This is a genomic window from Kitasatospora sp. NPDC032121, assembly GCF_055580145.1.
In genome coordinates, this window is record NZ_JBVILX010000003.1 from 260,380 (window position 1) to 277,049 (window position 16,670).

The following is a 16,670-nucleotide window of genomic DNA, read 5'->3' on the forward strand; positions in this document are numbered from 1 at the left end:
GTACGGACGGTGGACTGTCCCCGGACGGGCTCTATCCCTTGACGGCCCCCTCCTCGACGCCCTTGAAGAAGAAGCGCTGGCAGACGCCGAACACCACGACGATCGGCAGGAAGGCGATCATGGTGCCGGCCGCGATCAGCCGCGGATTGGCGGAGAAGGTGCCGTTGAGGTACTGCAGCCCGACGGTGAGGGTGTACTTCTGCGGGTCGTTGAGCACGATCAGCGGCCACAGGAAGTCGTCCCAGGCGCCGATGAAGGTGAAGATCACGATCACGCTGAGCATGCCGCGCACGTTCGGCAGACCGATGTGCCACAGCCGCTGCCAGACGTCGGCGCCGTCCACCAGCGCGGCCTGGTCCAGCTCGGCCGGGACGGCGGCGAACGCGGTGCGCATCAGCAGCACGTTGAGCATCGCGATCGAGCCGGGCAGGGCGACGCCGAGCAGGCTGTCGGCCAGGCCGAGGCTGCGCACCAGCACGTACTGGGAGACGATGGTGACCTCGCCGGGCAGGATCAGGGTGGCGAGGAAGAGGCCGAGGACGAGCTTGGCGCCGCGGAAGCGCAGTCGGGCGAGCGCGTAGCCGGCCAGCGTGCAGCCGACCACGTTGCCGGCGGTGCAGACCGCGGCGACGATCACCGAGTTGAGCGCGTAGGTCCACACCGGGATGACCTCGGCGACCTTGCCGTAGTTGCCCAGGGTGGGCTGGTCGGGCAGGAAGCTCGGGGTGCGGGTGTAGACGTCCTCGGCGGGGCCCTTGAGGGAGGTGGACAGCTGCCACAGGAAGGGGCCGATGACCAGCAGCAGGACCAGGGCCAGGAGCAGGTAGCGGGCGGCGGTCACGGCGGTGGAGGGGGTGTTGAAGCCCCGGGCGGGCTTGGCGTTCCCGGCGTTGCCGGCGTTCCCCGAGGGCGTCGCGGGGGTCTCGTTCGACGTGCGGACGGTGGTCACGGGTCAGGCCGCCTTCCGGTTCAGCCGCATCAGGAACAGCATCGGGCCGAGGGTGACGACGAACAGCAGCAGGCTGAGCGCCGAGGCGTAGCCCAGGTGGCCGTTGAAGCCTCGGCTGTACATCTGGATCAGCATCACCACCGACATGTCCCGCCCGCCGGGCCCGCCCTGGCCGTTGGAGAGCACGTACAGCTCGGAGAACACGCGCAGCGAGCTCACCGAGATCAGCGCGGAGACCAGCACCATGGTCGGGCGCACCCCGGGCAGGGTGACGTGCCAGAACCGGTGCAGCGGGCCCGCGCCGTCCACGGCCGCCGCCTCGTGCAGCTCGCGCGGGACGTTGGCGAGGGCGGAGAGGTAGATGACCATGTAGTAGCCGAGGCCCTTCCAGACGGTCAGGGCGATCGCGCTGAACAGCAGCAGCCAGCGGTCGGTCAGGAACGGGACCGGGGAGTCGGCGAGCCCGGTCTGCCGCAGCAGGCCGTTGACCAGGCCGCGGTCGTCCAGCACCCAGCCCCAGATCAGGGCGACCACGACGGCGGAGGCGATCACCGGGGTGTAGAAGGCGGTGCGGAAGAAGGTGATGCCGGGGATCCTGCGCTGCACGAGCAGGGCGAGCAGCAGCGGCAGGACGGTCAGCAGGGGTAGGCAGACCAGCATGAACACGATGCTGTTCAGCAGGGCGTCGGCGAGCTGCTCGTCGTCCAGCAGCCGGCCGTAGTTCTCCAGGCCGGTGAACTGCCCGCCGCCGATGGGCTTGGCGTCGGTGAAGGAGAGGATCACCGTGTTGACGGCCGGCCAGAGGTTGAAGACGGCCAGCCAGAGCATCGCGGGCCCGGCGAGCAGCCAGGGGGTGAACCAACGCCGGTGGGTCATGCCGTCGCCTTCCTGGGGCCTGGGGGTGGTGCGGGTGCCCGCCGGGGAGTTTTGGGGTGGGGAGCGGCGGGTGTGGGGGAGGCCCGCCGCTTGTCGCCGGTTCGGGGGGTGGGGCGCGCCTGGTTCGGGGTGGGGCGCGGCCCGGTAGGGGGTGGGGCTCGGTGAGGTTTCGGTGGTGCCCGTCAGTGCCGGGGTGGCTGTCCGGTGGGATCAGCCCTTGAGCAGCTTGTTGCACTGCTCGACGGCGGTGTCCAGCGCCTGCTTGGAGCTGGTGTCGCCGCTGATGGCCAGGGCGAACTGCTGCTTGATGACGGTGCCCATCGCGTCGTCCACCTCGACCGGCTGGATCAGCTGGGCCTTGGCGAGCGAGGTGAAGGCGATCACCTTGGCGTCGCCCGCGTTGGTGCCGTCGCTCCTACTGAAGAACGGGTCGTTCGCCGAGGCCTTGGTGGACGGGAAGACGCTGGTCAGGTGGGCGAAGGCGGCCTGGTTCTCGGGGCTGGTGACCCAGCGGGCGAGGGCCACCGCGGCGGCCGGGTTCCTGGTGTTCTTCGGGATGGACAGACCCTGGACGTACAGCGGCGGGGTGGCCATCGCGGGGGAGGGGACGACCTTCGGGGCGAGGGTCGGGTTGTCGGTGGCGAGGCTGGTGATGAAGTTGCCGCCGCCGGTGGTCCAGGCCGCGGTGCCGGAACTGAAGAGCTTGGAGTTGCCGGCGTAGGTGTCGGTGAGCACCCCGTTCGGCAGCAGGCCCTCCTTGAAGGCGTCGCGGTACTTGTCGAGCAGCGCGGCGGCCTCCGGGGTGTTGAAGGTGAAGCTCCTGCCGTCGTCGGACATGATCTCCACGCCGATGTTGTACAGGTCGCCGATGCCCGGCTTGCGGCTCATCAGATAGGTCTGGCCGCCGGACTTCTCCTTCATCGTCCGGGCCTGGGCGATCAGCTCGTCCAGGTTGGCCGGGGGCTTCTGCGGGTCCAGGCCGTACTTCGTCAGGAGTTCCGAACTCCAGTAGTTCACATCGGTGTTGAGGTACCAGGGGTAGCCGAAGGTGCCCTGGTGGCCGTTGAACCGATAGGCGTCCACGCCGCCGGGGACGTACTCCTCGGCGAGCTTCGGATCGGCCTTGGCGACGTCCAGCAGGACGTCCTTCTTCGCCAGTGGGAAGGCGAAGTCCGGCGGGAGGTTGACCACGTCGGGCAGGGTGCCGGCGGCGGCCTGGCTGAGCACCTTGTCGGAGTAGCCCTCGCCCGGCTGGTCGAGCCACTCGACCTCGACGCCGGGGTACTTCTTCTTGAAGCCGTCGATCACGCCCTGCATGTAGTCGGTGAACTTCGGCTTGAGCGCCCAGGTCTGGAGCGAGACCTTGCCCTTGACCTCGCCGGTGGCGGCCGCGCTCGCCACCGTGTCGCCGTCCTTGGTGTCGCCGGAGCCGAGTCCGCAGCCGGTGAGGGCGGCGGTGGCGAGCGCGGTCGTGGTCAGTGCCGCCCAGATTCTTCGCATGAGGGTCTCCCGGTCCTGGGGTGGGTGGGGGATCGTGCTGAGCTCGGGGGGTGGTGCCGGATCTTGCGGGACGTGCCGGATCTCGGAGGTGCCGGAACACGGGGTGCCGGCTCGGGAGGGGGATTCCGCAACCTGACTAACTAAACCGGTCTAGCGATGCCTGGGACTATGCTCCCGCCTAAACTTGGCTGTCAAGAGAGGAGTCGGGTTCTGTGGGCAGACCGACGATCGCCGACATCGCCCGCCAGGCCGGTGTCTCCAAGGGCGCGGTGTCCTTCGCGCTCAACGGCCGCCCGGGCGTCAGCGAGGCGACCAGGGCCCGGATCCTGCGGGTCGCCGAGGAGATGAACTGGCGGCCGCACAGCGCCGCGCGGGCCCTCGGCGGAGCCAGGGCCGACGCCGTCGGCCTGGTGATCGCCCGGCCGGCCCGCACCATCGGTGTCGAGCCGTTCTTCAGCCAACTGCTGTCCGGGCTCCAGGCGGTGCTCTCGGCCGGCTCGGTCGCACTGCACCTGATGGTGGTCGAGGACACCGCCGCCGAGACGGAGGTCTACCGGCGCTGGGCGTCCGAGCACCGGGTGGACGGTTTCATCGTGGTCGACCTCCAGGTCAAGGACCCGCGGCTGCCGGTGCTGGACGAACTCGGGCTGCCCGCCGTGGTGCTGGGCGGGCCCGGCAAGGGCGGGAACCAGCTGCGGATCTGGGCCGACGACCGGGAGGCGATGCTCTCGATCGTCGACTACCTGGCCGCCATCGGGCACCGCCGGATCGCCCACCTCGCCGGGCTGCCGCACTTCCAGCACACCCAGCGGCGGATCCGCGCGCTGCGCGACGCCTCGCGCCGGCTCGGACTGGAGGAGGCGGTGTCGGTGCCCACCGACTTCAGCGACGCCGAGGGCGCGGCCGCCACCCGGACCCTGCTGTCCCGGGCCAGGCGGCCCACCGCGATCGTCTACGACAGCGACGTGATGGCCGTCGCCGGACTCGGCGTGGCGGGGGAGATGGGCGTCGCGGTGCCCGGCGAGCTGTCCATCGTCTCCTTCGACGACTCGGTGCTCGCCCGGATCGTCCACCCTCCGCTGACCGCGCTCAGCCGGGACACCTTCGCGCTCGGCGAGCAGGTCGCACGCAGCCTGCTGGCGGAGCTGGACGAGGCCGGTCCGGGGCGGGACCTGCAGATGCCCACGCCCCGGCTGACCGTACGGGAGTCCACCTCGCCGCCGGGGGGCGCGCCGGCCGGATTCCCGGTGGCTTCCCCTGCGGCTTCCCCCGTGGGCGTGGTCGCTGCGCACATCGTTGACAGCGGTTCTGAACCGGTTTAGCCTCGCAGCGCCGAGCGGGCGCCGCTCGGCGCGCTCCACCCGGGCGCGCTCCACCCGCGCGCCCACCGCGCTCCGTCCGGCTCCCGCTGCCTGTCTCGCTCCGCGTCCGCTCCCTTCCGCTTCCGCGCCCGGGGAGCCAGGCAGCGGTGCGACTCCGACTCGGTCCCGACCCCGTTCCCAACCGGTCCCCGCTCGGCCCCCACTCCGACCCCACTCGATCCAGCACCGGCACGCCCGCATGCAGCCGGGCCCCGTCCGCGACGGCGGGCCCGCCCACCCTCCTCCGCTCGATCGGAGCCCCCGCATGTCACGACGCCTCCCCCTGCTGCTCGGCGCCGCCCTCGCGGCGGCCACGCTCACCGCGACCCCCGCGGCCTGGGCCGGCCCGACACCGGCCGCGGCGCCCGCCGCCACCGCCACGTCGGGCACCCAGCCCTTCGCCTCGTACTGGTACCCCAACAGCATCCTGAACTGGGACCCGGCCACCGACCCGGACGCCCGCTTCAACCGCTCCCGCGTCCCGCTCCAGCCGCGCACCAGCGACCCGGCGCTGCGCGCCAACCCCAACGCCCGCACCGGCGAGGGCCGGATCGCCTCGCTGGTCTCCTTCGGCCCCACCTCCGACAACCCCTCCCAGGGCTCCGCCGACCCGAACTACTACGCCTTCGGCTACTGGCAGTACGTCGACAAGCTGGTGTTCTGGGGAGGCTCGGCCGGCGAGGGCCTGATCCTCGCCCCCAACCCGACCGTGATCGACGCCGCCCACCGCAACGGCGTCAAGGTGTACGGCACGGTCTTCTTCCCGCCCGGCGCGTACGGCGGCCAACTCCAGTGGGTGCGCGACTTCGTCCAGAAGTCCGGCAGCCGGTACCCCGTCGCCGACAAGCTCGTCCAGGCCGCGCAGTACTACGGCTTCGACGGCTGGTTCATCAACCAGGAGACGGGCGGCGGGGATTCGGCCCTGGCGGGCGAGGTGCGCAACCTGATGCAGTACACCAAGGCCCAGAGCGGCACCGAGTTCATGTGGTACGACGCGATGACCACCTCCGGGTCGGTCAACTGGCAGAACGCCCTCACCTCGGCCAACTCGCCCTTCCTCCAGGATGGTTCGAAGCGCACCTCGGACTCGATGTTCCTGAACTTCGGCTGGTCGTCGAGCGGCCTGAACTCCTCCCGGGCGCTGGCCCGCCAGCTCGGCCGCAGCGAGTACGAGCTCTACTCCGGCATCGACACCGAGGCCAACGGCTACAACACCGGGGTGAACTGGGCCTCCCTCTTCCCGTCCGGGCAGCCGCACACCACCTCGCTCGGCCTCTACCGCCCGGAGTGGACCTGGAAGTCCGCCACCGACCGCGCCGACTTCTACGCCAAGGACGCCCGGTACTGGGTCGGCGCCGCCAACGACCCGTCCAGGATCGACCTCTCGTCGAGCTGGCCCGGCCTGGCCGGCTACGTCGCCGAGTCCTCGCCGATCACCGCCAAGCCCTTCGTCACCACCTTCGACACCGGGCAGGGCGACTTCTACAACGCGGCCGGCACCCGGGTCGCCACCGGCGGCTGGAACAACCTCTCGCTCCAGGACGTCCCGCCCACCTACCGCTGGGTGGTCGAGTCGAGCGGCGCCGGACTCACCCCGTCCGTCGACTTCACCGACGCCTACCAGGGCGGATCCGCACTGCGGTTGAGCGGAAAGCTCGACGCCGCCAACACCGTGCGGCTGTACCAGACCAGGCTGCCGGTCGCCGCGGACACCAGGCTCGACCTGGTGGTCAAGACGCCGGCCGCCGGCCCCACCAAGCTCAAGGCCGCTCTCTCCTTCACCGACGCGCCCGGCACCTTCACCACGATCGACGTCGGCGCCGACTCCGGTACCGGCTGGGAGCGGCACACCCTCGACCTCTCGCTGTACGCGGGCCGCACCGTCGCCCAGATCGCCCTGCGGGTCGAGGGCAGCGACCCGGCGTACGACCTCAAGGTCGGCCAAATCGCGCTCTACGACGGCTCGGTGGAGAAACCGGCGGCACCGTCCGGCCTCACCGTCCTCGGCGCGAGCGACGTGACGCCCGGCGCCGGCCAGTCCCTGCGGCTGTCCTGGACGGCGGCGCCCGGCGGCAACGTGCACCACTACGAGGTCTACCGGCGCAACGCGGACGGCAGCCGCACCTTCCTCGGCGCCACACCCAACGACGCGTACTTCGTCGGCCGGCTGGACCGGGCCGGCGGCGAGAACGCCACCACGCTGGACGTCGAGGCGGTCTCCACCACCTACGGCCGCTCGGCCGCCACCTCCACCACGGTGAGCTGGAACGGCACCCCGCCGACCGCCACCAATCTGGCGCTGAACCGCCCGGCCACCGCCTCCGGCCAGTGCAACGCCAACGAGGGCCCGGCCAAGGCCGTCAACGGCAGCGTCGGCGGCGGGACCGGCGACAAGTGGTGCACCCTGACCTCCGCCAAGTGGCTGGAGGTGGACCTCGGTTCGGCGAGGAAGCTGTCGACGTTCGTGGTCAGGCACGCGGCGGCGGGCGGCGAGAGCGCCTCGTACAACACCCGTGACTTCACCATCCAGGTCCGGTCGGGCACGAGCGACCCCTGGACGACCGTCGCCGACGTCACCGGAAACACGGCCGGCACGACGAGCCACCCGGTGAACACCACCGCCCGCTACGTCCGGCTGGTGGTCACCACGCCCACCCAGACCACCGACCCGGCCGCCCGCATCTACGAGTTCGAGGCCTGGGGCGCGTAGCCCCGTTCCGAGGAGGAGGCACCCCGTGCCGGTCACCATCACCGCCGTCGAGAGCACCGACCTGTTCGTCGGCCCCGAGGACGCCCCGCGCCAAGTGCTGCGGGTGAGGCTGGAGGGCCCGGCCGCCCGGATCGCCGTCAGCGGCCAGGGCGTCCGCGGCGAGGCGACCGGCACGGGACTGGTCGACGTCCCGCTGGAGATCAGCGGGGCCTCGCCCGGCGACCGGCTCGCCGTCACCGTCAGCGTCGAGGGTTCGTCCGTCGAGGCCGTGGTGGACGTCTCCGAGCCCGGCTGGACCATGTTCCTGGTCTCGCACTTCCACTACGACCCGGTCTGGTGGAACACCCAGGCCGCCTACACCTCCCCCTGGGAACTGCTCTCCGCCGACGCCACCACCCGGCCGCTGTGGGAACGCAACGGCTTCGCCCTCGTCGACGCCCACCTGGACCTCGCCCTGCGGGACCCGGTGTACAAGTTCGTCCTCGCCGAAGTCGACTACCTGAAGCCGTACTTCGACCAACACCCGGAACGCCGCGAGACACTGCGGCAGCTGCTGGAACGCGGTCAGGTCGAACTCGTCGGCGGCACCTACAACGAGCCGAACACCAACCTCACCGGCGCCGAGACCACCATCCGCAACATCGTCCTCGGCATCGGCTACCAGCGCGACATCCTCGGCGGCGACCCGCGAACCGCCTGGCAGCTCGACGTGTTCGGCCACGACCCGCAGTTCCCCGGCCACCTCGCCGCGGCCGGCCTCACCGGCAGCGCCTGGGCGCGCGGCCCGTTCCACCAGTGGGGCCCGATCCAGAAGAACTTCCGCGCGGCCAAGGACGACGCCCGGGTGATGCAGTTCCCCAGCGAGTTCGAGTGGATGGCCCCCGGCGGCGAGGGCGTGCTCACCCACTACATGCCGCACCACTACTCGGCCGGCTGGTGGATGGACTCCTCGCCCGACCTGGCCACCGCCGAACAGGCCGTCTACGAGCTGTACCGCAAGCTCAAGCCGGTCGGGGCAACGAAGAACCTGCTGCTGCCGGTCGGGACGGACTACACCCCGCCGAACAAGTGGGTCACCGAGATCCACCGCTCCTGGGCCGCCAAGTACCTCTGGCCGCGCTTCGTCTGCGCCATCCCGCGCGACTTCCTCGACGCCGTCCGCGCCGAACTCGCCGCCACCGGAGGGCGACCCAGCCCGCAGACCCGCGACATGAACCCGGTGTACACCGGCAAGGACGTCTCGTACATCGACACCAAGCAGGCCCAACGCGCCGGCGAGGTCGCGGCCGTGGACGCGGAGAAGCTCGCCGCGCTCGCGTCCGTCCACGGCCTCGGCCGCTACCCGGCCGCCGCGCTGGACAAGGTCTGGCGCCAACTCGCCTACGGGGCACACCACGACGCGATCACCGGCTCCGAGTCCGACCAGGTGTACCTGGACCTGCTCGGCGGCTGGCGGGAGGCGTACGACCTGGCGTCCGGCGTCCGGGAAGCGGCGCTGGACGCGCTCACGGCGCGGATCTCCACGGTGGGCGTCGGTTCCGCCGGGGGCGACGGTTCCGAGATGGGCGTCGGCTCCGCCGTGGTGGTGACCAACACGCTCTCCTTCGACCGGACCGACCTCGTGACGGTCGAACTGCCCGACGGCGTACGGTCGGTGCGGGTGCTGGACGACCGGGGCGAGCCGGTGCCCAGCGCCGTCGACCGGGGGACGCTGCGCTTCCTGGCCACCGACGTGCCCGCACTCGGCTGGCGCACCTGGCGGCTGGTGGAGGGCGTCGCGGAGCAGCCGTGGACGGCCGCCGCAGGCGTGACCATCGGGAACGACCGGTACCGCGCCACCGCCGACCCGGCGCGCGGCGGCGGCCTCACGTCGGTCCATGACCTCCTGCACCAGCGGGAGTTGATCCAGGACGGCCGGATCGGCAACGAGCTGCGGGTGTACGAGGAGTACCCGCAGCACCCCGACTTCGGCGAGGGCCCCTGGCACCTGGTGCCCAGCGGACCGGTGATCGGCTCCGGGGAAGCACAGGCGTCGGTGCGCCGGGAGACCGGGCCGCTCGGCGAGCGTCTGGTGATCGAGGGCACGGTCGACTCCGTGCGGTACGAGCAGACCGTCACGCTCTGGCGCGGCCTCGACCGGGTCGACTGCCGCACCCGGGTGGTCGACCACTCCGGCGCCGACCGGCTGCTGCGACTGCGCTTCCCGGTGGACGTCCCCGGCGGGCTGCCCGTCAGCGAGGTCGCCGGCGCCGTCGTCGGGCGCGGCTTCGCGATGCCGGACGTGGACTCGGCGGAGGCGCCCTGGACGCTGGACAACCCGGCCAACACCTGGTTCGGGCTCGGCGCCACCGCGCGCGTCGACCTGATCGACGCGACGGGCGCGGCGGCCGGCTCGCGCGCCCTCGGGGTGGCGGAGGTCGTCGTCCCCACCCTGGACGACGCGGCCGACGCCCGTCCGCTGGTGGTCGCGCTCGCCCGGGTCGGGGTCACCGCCACCACCTCGGCGGCGGACTGGGCGCGCTACGGTTGGCTGGACGTGGACTCCAACCTGCCGGACTTCCGGATCGTGGTCGGCCCGCCTGAAGTCAACCCGGTGGCACGGGAGTTGCTTTCGCTGGCGGGAGAGGAGTGCGCCGCCGCCCTGAAGGCGCACGGCGCGGTGTGGGTGCCGGCCCTCAGGCCGCTCACCGAGGTCTGGCGCCCGGACGCCGACCTGCGCGACCTGCGGGCGCTGCCGGCACTCGTCGTCTCCGACGCCGCGGCGCTGGCGGAGGACCTGGCCGACGCCCGGATCACCGCCGTCTGCCCGTCGAGGGTTCCCGTCTCGGAGCAACTCGCTGACCACACCGTGGCGTTGCTGAGCTTCGGCCTGCCCGGCTTCGCGGTCGACACCACCGGAGCGCTGCACCTGTCGCTGATGCGCTCCTGCACCGGCTGGCCCTCCGGCGTCTGGATCGACCCGCCCCGGCGCACCCTGCCCGACGGCGCCTCCTTCCAACTCCAGCACTGGACACATGAGTTCAGCTATGCACTGGTGGGAGGAGGCGGCGACTGGCGGGACCAGGCGCTGCCCGCCCAGGGCCAGGAGTTCAACCACCCGCTGTACGCCCGGATCGTCCCGGCGCAGGAGGGGCCGCTGCCGGCCACCCTGTCCTGGCTGCGGGTCGAGCCGCAGCGGGAGGTGCTGCTGGGGGCGCTCAAGCCGGCCGGCAACCCGATCGCGCAGGGTTCGGCGGCCGAGGTCGGTCCAGACCTCACCGTCCGCCTGGTCGAGTCGACCGGCCTCGGACGGTCGGCGCGACTCGGCGGCGCCCTCGGGCTGGGCGACGTCCGGGCCGCCGACCTGCTGGAACGGCCGCTGCCCAGCGGTGGCCCCGCCCTCGACCTCGCCGGATCGCAAATCGCCACCCTGCTCGCGACCCCGGCCGTCACCGCTCCGGCGGGTGAAGCGGACCTCGGCCCGGTGGCGGAGGCCGCCCAACCCGTACACGCCCGGTACTGGCTCCACAACCGGGGCCCGGCACCGCTCGGCTACCTACCGGTGTCCGTCGGAGCCTCGCCCGGACTGCTGCGGACGGCGGGGGAGCCGGTGACGCTGTCGGTCGCCCTCTCCTCCCAGCTGCGGGACGCGGCGGTCGAGGGCACGGCCGCGGTGCTGCCCCCCGAAGGCTGGACGACCAGCCTCGGCAGCCGCCCGTACCGGCTCGAACCCGGAGGGCACCTGCGCTTCCCGGTCACCCTCACCCCGCCCGCCGGGGCCGAACCGGGGCTGTACTTCGCGGCCGTCCGGATCGAGCACGACGGCCAGCAGATCGAGGACGTCGTGACCATCGCCGTCGGCGACCTGCCCGATCTTCTCCCTGCCCCCGGCGAAACCCCCGAGGACTGGACGATCGCCCAGGGCACCAAGGCCACCACCGGCCGCGCCACCGGCCTGGACGTCGCGGTGTCGCACGAAACCCTGCGGGTCGTCCCCGGAGGCCGGGCCGTCCTCGCTCTGACCCTCGCCAACCGCAGCCGCGGCGAGATCCGGGGCGAGCTGCAACTCGTCTCCCCGTGGGGCACTTGGCACGCCATCGCCGAGCCCGTCCGCGGCTTCACCGTCGCAGCCGGCTCGACCACGACCGTCGAGTTCGATGTCACCGTCACCGAATCCACCGACCCCGGCTCGTACTGGGCGCTCGCCAAGGTCATGTGGTTCGGCCGCTGCCAGTACTCCCCGACCGTCGCCCTGGTGGTGGAAGCATGACCATGCTCGGCCTCCTCGACCGACGGCCCATTTCCCGCGCGGACCTCGATCACCGCCTCGCCGCCCTCCGAAGCGGCCCACGAGCCAGCGCCCTGCCACAGCCCGGCAGTTCGGAGGATCGCCAACTCACCCGCTGGGTCGCCCAGGTGCTCCTGACCGAGGCCCTCTGCGAGGCGGTGGCCGCCGAACGCAACCTGCCCGTGGTTTCCGAGGGCCCTGACCACCTCGACCACCAAGCCGCCGTCGAACTCGGCTCCATCACAGCGGCCGCCTACGAGGGCAATGCAGCCGTCCGCGCCGTCTACGAGGCGGTGACCGCCGACGTCGAGCCCTCACCCACCGACATCACCCACTACCGCAGCATGACCATCGGCCCAGCGGCCGAGCGCTGGCACCTCGCCCTCCCCGACGGCGAGCTGGAGGCCGAACCCGGCACCCTTCCGCTGGCCCTCACCGAAGCCCTCCGGGCAGCGCCACCGGGCGAGTGGGTCACCGCCGGCCCCTGGACGGCCGCCCTCCTCGCCGCCAGCACGCCCCCGGAGGACGACGACCCCGCCCCCGCCCTGCGCGACGCCGCCCGCCGAGCAGCATTCGTCCGCTGGCTCGACCAAGAGCGTGCCCACCGCCTCACCCTGGTCGATGGGTTGGAACATCCAGGCGACCCCGCTCAGCCCGACAACCACCACCGCCACTGAGCAATCCACCGGCGCCCGCCGCGCCCGCCGCGCGCGCCTCGAGCGCGGCGGGCAGTCGGTGGTGAGCATCGTTCGCGCCCGGGATGCGCCTCTGGCCGAGGTGTGGTTCCAGTGCCGTGGCTCCGCCCGGGCAGGGCGGCCAGGATCCTCCGCCCGGCTCGACCTGGTGCGGCCAGAGGAGCGGAAAGCGGCGCCGTCCGGTACTCGCGTGCTCGCAGAGTCAGACGGTGAACTGCTCGTGGGGGATGCCCGCCGCCCACACGGCCTCGAACGCCGCGGAGTAGAGCGCCACCGCGGCCTCGTCCTCGGTGAAGGCGTGGCCGGCCCAGTCGCCGTCGCCCGTGAACCAGTGGAAGAGCACCAGCCGCTGGTCGATCAGCCAGAAGTCGTTGCCCGGGAGGGCGATGGTCGACGCCCGGCTCCGGGGAAGCCATCGGACCTGTTCGCCGGCCGCGAGGTTGACGGGGGTGACGGCGTGTTCGTACCTGATGTAGTCGGTCACGGGCTCCGAGACGATCCGGGCGCGGCGCATGACGACGCCCCGGGAGATCGCGTCCTCCACCAGGGGTACCCACGTGGGCCAGAACGACGCCTCGGGGTTGTTGTCCACCTCGCCGGTCCGTTTGAAGCGGTCGAAGGATTCGACCTCGTCGCCGACCGCGTAGCTGTCGCGCATCTCCAGGTGTACGGCGGACCGGGTGGCGCCCCGCAGCAGTTCGGCGAAGTCCGGGGTGCTCTGTGCCATCACGGGCCTTCCTCGGGATCGGGGTCATCGCCGGCGGATCGGACCCCATTCTCGCCTTCGGGATGCCGGTGGGGTGGCTTCACTCGAAAGCGCCCGCCGTGCCGGGGGAGCGGCACGGCGGGCGAAGCCGTCTGTGGAGACCTGGCAGGCCCCCGCCTCGTGTACCACGCCATCGAGATGGCCGGCGCGGACGGCGTCTTCGTGGAGGAGGAGCGGGCCCAGGTCCTCAGGGCGGCCTGGTTGATGGGCGTCCCCGACGACGTCGTGCTGTCCCTGCACGCCCTGGTGGACATGGAGCAGGCGGTGCACGACCTGCGCGCCGCGCTCTTCTCCACGTCAGCAGCGCCCCGGACGTCGGCTGACGGGTGGGGGCGGCCCGCGCCGCCGAGGAGCGAGCGGCGGGCTCGACGCGTCCACGGTCCCGACCGGCGGTGCGCGGACAAACGGTGGTGGACGTACGAAGCTGGTGGGACCGGCGGGTGCGCGTGGCGCCCCGCCTCGCCCCCGTACAGAAGGGTCTCCAGCATGGCTGCCTCCTCGCACTCCTCGTCCCCTTCCTCGCCGCCCTCCTCCTCGCCCTCCTCCTCCGGTTCCGACGGCCCGCAGCGCGCCGTGCGGGTCGCCGCCCCGGGCGCGGTGCCCGAGCTGTCCGAGGTGCCGGTCCGCGAGCCGGGGCCAGGGGCGGTGCGGATCGCCGTCGAGGCCTGCGGCGTCTGCCACTCCGACCTCCTGATCGCCGGTGGCGCCCTGCCCGGCACGACCTTCCCGGTCACCCCCGGCCACGAGATCGCCGGCCGCATCGACGCGCTCGGCGAAGGGGTGGAGGGCTGGAAGGTCGGCGACCGGGTGGCCGTCGGCTGGTACGGCGGCAGCTGCGGACACTGTGAGGCCTGTCGCTCGGGCGACGGCATCCACTGCCCCGAGCTGCAGGTCCCCGGCGCGGCCTACCCCGGCGGCTACGCCGACAGCGTCATCGCCCCGGCCATGGCGCTGGCCGCGATCCCCGACGAGCTGAGCGCCGCCGAGGCCGCCCCGCTGGCCTGCGCGGGGGTCACCGTCTTCAACGCACTGCGCCGCTCCGGCGCCCGGGCCGGCGACACCGTCGCCGTGCTGGGCCTGGGCGGACTGGGCCATCTGGGTGTCCAGTTCGCCCGAGCGATGGGCTTCCGCACCGTGGCCATCGCCCGCGGCGCGGAGAAGGAGCCGCTGGCCCACCAGCTCGGCGCCGAGCACTACATCGACAGCACCGTCGGTGACGTCGCCCTGGCGCTGCGGGCCCTCGGCGGTGCGAAGGTGGTCCTGTCCACCGTCACCAACGCCGACGCCGTGTCCGCCGCCGTCGACGGGCTCGGCCGGCGCGGCGAGCTCATCGTCGTGGGCGTCTCGACCGACGGCATCTCGGTCAGCCCGCTGCAACTGATCACCGGCGACCGCAAGGTCTACGGCCACTCCTCGGGCACCGCCGTCGACACCGAGGACACGCTGCGCTTCGCGGCCCTCAGCGGCGTGCGGGCGTGGATCGAGGAAGTGCCGCTGGAGGAGGCCGCCGCCGCGGTGGACAAGATGACCAGCGGACGGGCCCGCTTCCGCATGGTCCTCACCACCGGCCGCTGAGCGTTGGGCCCGGGTGAGGCTGGTTCGGCCGGGGAGGGCTCTGGTTGAGCCCTGGGAGAGGCCGGGAGAGCCCGGGAGGGCCGGGGCCGGGATTCTGATTACTTGACCAACCGGAATCCCGGTCGCCCGGCCCAGGCACGCAGGAACTCCGCCGTCACCAGGGCCGTGGCCCCCGCGCTGCGCCACCCGCGTCCGCGTCGCCGCCCACCGGGCGCAGAAGGCCGACCGGCCGTGAGGCAACCGTCGGCCTCCGCACCGGCCTCCGCACCGAACTCCGGGCCGAACTCCGGGCCGAACTCGGGACCGAAGCTCGCGCACCCGGGCGATCGTCCGGCCCACCCCCATGGTGCGGGACGTACCCCTTGGGTCACCCGGGCCGCCCCGGTACCCCAGGGGTGGCATACCACCCTCCATGCCGAACTCGCTTGTTGACGACGGTCGTTCGAATACGTCACGCTCGATGAACCGCCGAGGCCGGGCCGCCGCCCAGGGCCGTCCGACGCGCAGCGCGCTCGCAGTACGCCGCGTGGTGCGCCGCGCCACCCCGCCGCCCCGGCCCGGATGTCCACCGTGCACCCCGTGTGGAGGTACCGCCATGTCCAAGCGCCGTCTCGCCGTCCACGGAGCCGCCGTCGCCGCTCTGACCCTCGCCTCCCTGCTCCTCCCGGCCACCGCCGCCCACGCCGCGCCGCCCGCCGACTCCTGCACCCAGAACTGGAGCATCAGCTCCGGCGAGGGCTACGCGAACGGCAAGTGGTGCAACTACAACACCAAGGTCGTCGGCACGGTCCACGACACCAAGGCGGACGGCCGCTGTCCCTATGTGCGCGGCGCCCTCTCCAGCGGCGGCTACGTCGACAGCGACTGGGCCGGCGGCAAGGGCAAGTCCCGCGCCATCACCCTCCACGCCCCCTCGGGCGCCCACTTCACCAGCGTCAGCATGCGCTACATCGGCTGCTGACCCCTGGCCGCGGGCGGGCTGCCGCTCTGAAGTACCCGCGAAGGTGGACCCGTGGAACGGGAAAGGCCTCCGTCCCAACGGGGACGGAGGCCAGGCCGGTGGTCGTGTTCGGAGTGATGCTCCGAACACGACGCGCCGTCTCCGCCGACTACCCGGGTCCCGGCGCCCGCCACGGCCTGGGCCTCCACCGGTCGTCCCCTCGCCTGCGGTGGCTCCTACGGGTGTTCCACTGCCGGCGGCCAGAGATGTGATCCCTTGTCGCCAGGTGCCGCTGACTCCAGGTAGTCCTGCAGTTCGTACACCAGGACCGCCCAGTACCGCTTGGTGTCCGCGAGGGCGCGGACGATCCTGCGTGCGGCGGTCGCCTGCCGCTCCAGGTTCCGCTCCAGGTCCCGGACCTGCAGCACTGCCTGGAACCGCTCGAAAGGAATGCCCTTGTCCTCCTCGAACTCGTGTGACAGGTCCAGTTCGGCTCGCGTGAGTTCGTCGATCTTCGCCGTGTAGTCCATCTGCTCGTTCCCGACCGGCAGGAAGTCGCTTCCACATGCGGTGGACAGATCGGCGACAATGTCCGCCTCAGGCTCTGCCGGTTGAATGAAGATGTAGTGCCGGGTGCTCACTGCGCAACTCCTGATTGCTCTTCCGGAAGACACGTGAAATCCGGATTCATTTGGGGGTCGAGGTGTTGTCAGTTTCACTGACGAAGCAGACGTGTGAACGGTGGAAGCCGTGGCGATCCTACCGTGGAGGTTCGGGTCCTGAACCGGATGTCCTGTACTCAGGTGTCCGGCAGGTGCCGGATCGATTCCTGCGCCTTCGTGATGTCCTGGACGCCCCTGGCGCCCACAACCGCAGCGGCCATGGCGGATGTCGCGTTGTCGGGCACCCGCCAGGGGCGCTGATTCAGCGTTGCGGGGGGGGGGGGGGGGGGGGGAGGGGGGGGGGGGAAGGGGGAGGAAGGGGGGGGGGGGGGGGGGGTGTTGTGGGGGTTTTTTTTGTTCCCCTCCCTT

At 72.1% G+C, this 16,670-nt stretch carries 11 protein-coding genes; 6 read left to right on the forward strand and 5 right to left on the reverse strand.

Going from position 1 to position 16,670, the window contains the following annotated elements; translation table 11 throughout:
* Positions 1-31: 31 nt before the first annotated feature.
* From ACZ5OX_RS12240 to ACZ5OX_RS12250, 3 genes are all read right to left on the reverse strand, one after another.
* Positions 32-949, reverse strand: a complete 918-nt coding sequence (locus ACZ5OX_RS12240; RefSeq protein ID WP_465629822.1) for a carbohydrate ABC transporter permease — start codon at positions 947-949, stop codon at positions 32-34.
* A 3-nt stretch (positions 950-952) separates the two neighbouring features.
* Positions 953-1,825, reverse strand: a complete 873-nt coding sequence (locus ACZ5OX_RS12245) for a carbohydrate ABC transporter permease (protein WP_465629823.1) — start codon at positions 1,823-1,825, stop codon at positions 953-955.
* Between the two features lie 210 nt (positions 1,826-2,035).
* Positions 2,036-3,325, reverse strand: coding sequence for an ABC transporter substrate-binding protein (locus tag ACZ5OX_RS12250; RefSeq protein WP_465629824.1), 1,290 nt, complete (start codon positions 3,323-3,325; stop codon positions 2,036-2,038).
* Between the two features lie 212 nt (positions 3,326-3,537).
* Between ACZ5OX_RS12250 and ACZ5OX_RS12255 the strand changes: the two genes are divergently transcribed.
* The 4 genes from ACZ5OX_RS12255 (at position 3,538) to ACZ5OX_RS12270 (ending at position 12,340) form a co-directional block, all read left to right on the forward strand.
* Positions 3,538-4,647, forward strand: coding sequence for a LacI family DNA-binding transcriptional regulator (locus tag ACZ5OX_RS12255; RefSeq protein WP_449787696.1), 1,110 nt, complete (start codon positions 3,538-3,540; stop codon positions 4,645-4,647).
* Positions 4,648-4,951: 304 nt separating this feature from the next.
* Positions 4,952-7,396, forward strand: a complete 2,445-nt coding sequence (locus ACZ5OX_RS12260; protein WP_465629825.1) for an endo-beta-N-acetylglucosaminidase — start codon at positions 4,952-4,954, stop codon at positions 7,394-7,396.
* A gap of 25 nt (positions 7,397-7,421) precedes the next feature.
* Positions 7,422-11,645, forward strand: a complete 4,224-nt coding sequence (locus tag ACZ5OX_RS12265) for a glycoside hydrolase family 38 N-terminal domain-containing protein (protein ID WP_465629826.1) — start codon at positions 7,422-7,424, stop codon at positions 11,643-11,645.
* Positions 11,642-12,340 (forward strand): DUF7158 domain-containing protein, encoded by a 699-nt coding sequence (locus ACZ5OX_RS12270; RefSeq protein ID WP_465629827.1) that lies wholly within the window; start codon positions 11,642-11,644, stop codon positions 12,338-12,340. The genes ACZ5OX_RS12265 and ACZ5OX_RS12270 overlap by 4 nt, the downstream gene beginning before the upstream one ends.
* 220 nt (positions 12,341-12,560) lie before the next feature.
* Here the strand turns inward: ACZ5OX_RS12270 and ACZ5OX_RS12275 are convergent, their stop codons facing one another.
* Complete coding sequence (locus ACZ5OX_RS12275) at positions 12,561-13,085, reverse strand: DUF6879 family protein (RefSeq protein WP_465629828.1); 525 nt, start codon at positions 13,083-13,085, stop codon at positions 12,561-12,563.
* 612 nt (positions 13,086-13,697) lie between these two features.
* Here ACZ5OX_RS12275 and ACZ5OX_RS12280 point away from each other — a divergent pair.
* Both ACZ5OX_RS12280 and ACZ5OX_RS12285 read left to right on the forward strand, forming a co-directional pair.
* Positions 13,698-14,699: an alcohol dehydrogenase catalytic domain-containing protein gene (locus ACZ5OX_RS12280; RefSeq protein WP_465630130.1), complete on the forward strand. Its 1,002-nt coding sequence runs from the start codon at positions 13,698-13,700 to the stop codon at positions 14,697-14,699.
* A 595-nt stretch (positions 14,700-15,294) separates the two neighbouring features.
* The gene (locus tag ACZ5OX_RS12285; RefSeq protein WP_402409004.1) at positions 15,295-15,660 is read left to right on the forward strand and encodes a hypothetical protein; all 366 of its coding nucleotides are present in this window, start codon (positions 15,295-15,297) and stop codon (positions 15,658-15,660) included.
* 215 nt (positions 15,661-15,875) lie between these two features.
* On the opposite strand, the gene ACZ5OX_RS12290 is transcribed toward ACZ5OX_RS12285, so the two are convergent.
* Positions 15,876-16,280, reverse strand: coding sequence for a hypothetical protein (locus ACZ5OX_RS12290; RefSeq protein WP_465629829.1), 405 nt, complete (start codon positions 16,278-16,280; stop codon positions 15,876-15,878).
* Between the last annotated feature and the right edge of the window lie 390 nt (positions 16,281-16,670).

What these genes read in the sequence shown, in the direction of transcription:
- ACZ5OX_RS12275 (WP_465629828.1), bottom strand. Translation starts at nt 13,085, where the DNA reads ATGGCACAGAGCACCCCGGACTTCGCCGAACTGCTGCGGGGCGCCACC.
- ACZ5OX_RS12260 (WP_465629825.1), top strand. Translation starts at nt 4,952, where the DNA reads ATGTCACGACGCCTCCCCCTGCTGCTCGGCGCCGCCCTCGCGGCGGCC.
- ACZ5OX_RS12250 (WP_465629824.1), bottom strand. Translation starts at nt 3,325, where the DNA reads ATGCGAAGAATCTGGGCGGCACTGACCACGACCGCGCTCGCCACCGCC.
- ACZ5OX_RS12285 (WP_402409004.1), top strand. Translation starts at nt 15,295, where the DNA reads ATGTCCAAGCGCCGTCTCGCCGTCCACGGAGCCGCCGTCGCCGCTCTG.
- ACZ5OX_RS12270 (WP_465629827.1), top strand. Translation starts at nt 11,642, where the DNA reads ATGACCATGCTCGGCCTCCTCGACCGACGGCCCATTTCCCGCGCGGAC.
- ACZ5OX_RS12245 (WP_465629823.1), bottom strand. Translation starts at nt 1,825, where the DNA reads ATGACCCACCGGCGTTGGTTCACCCCCTGGCTGCTCGCCGGGCCCGCG.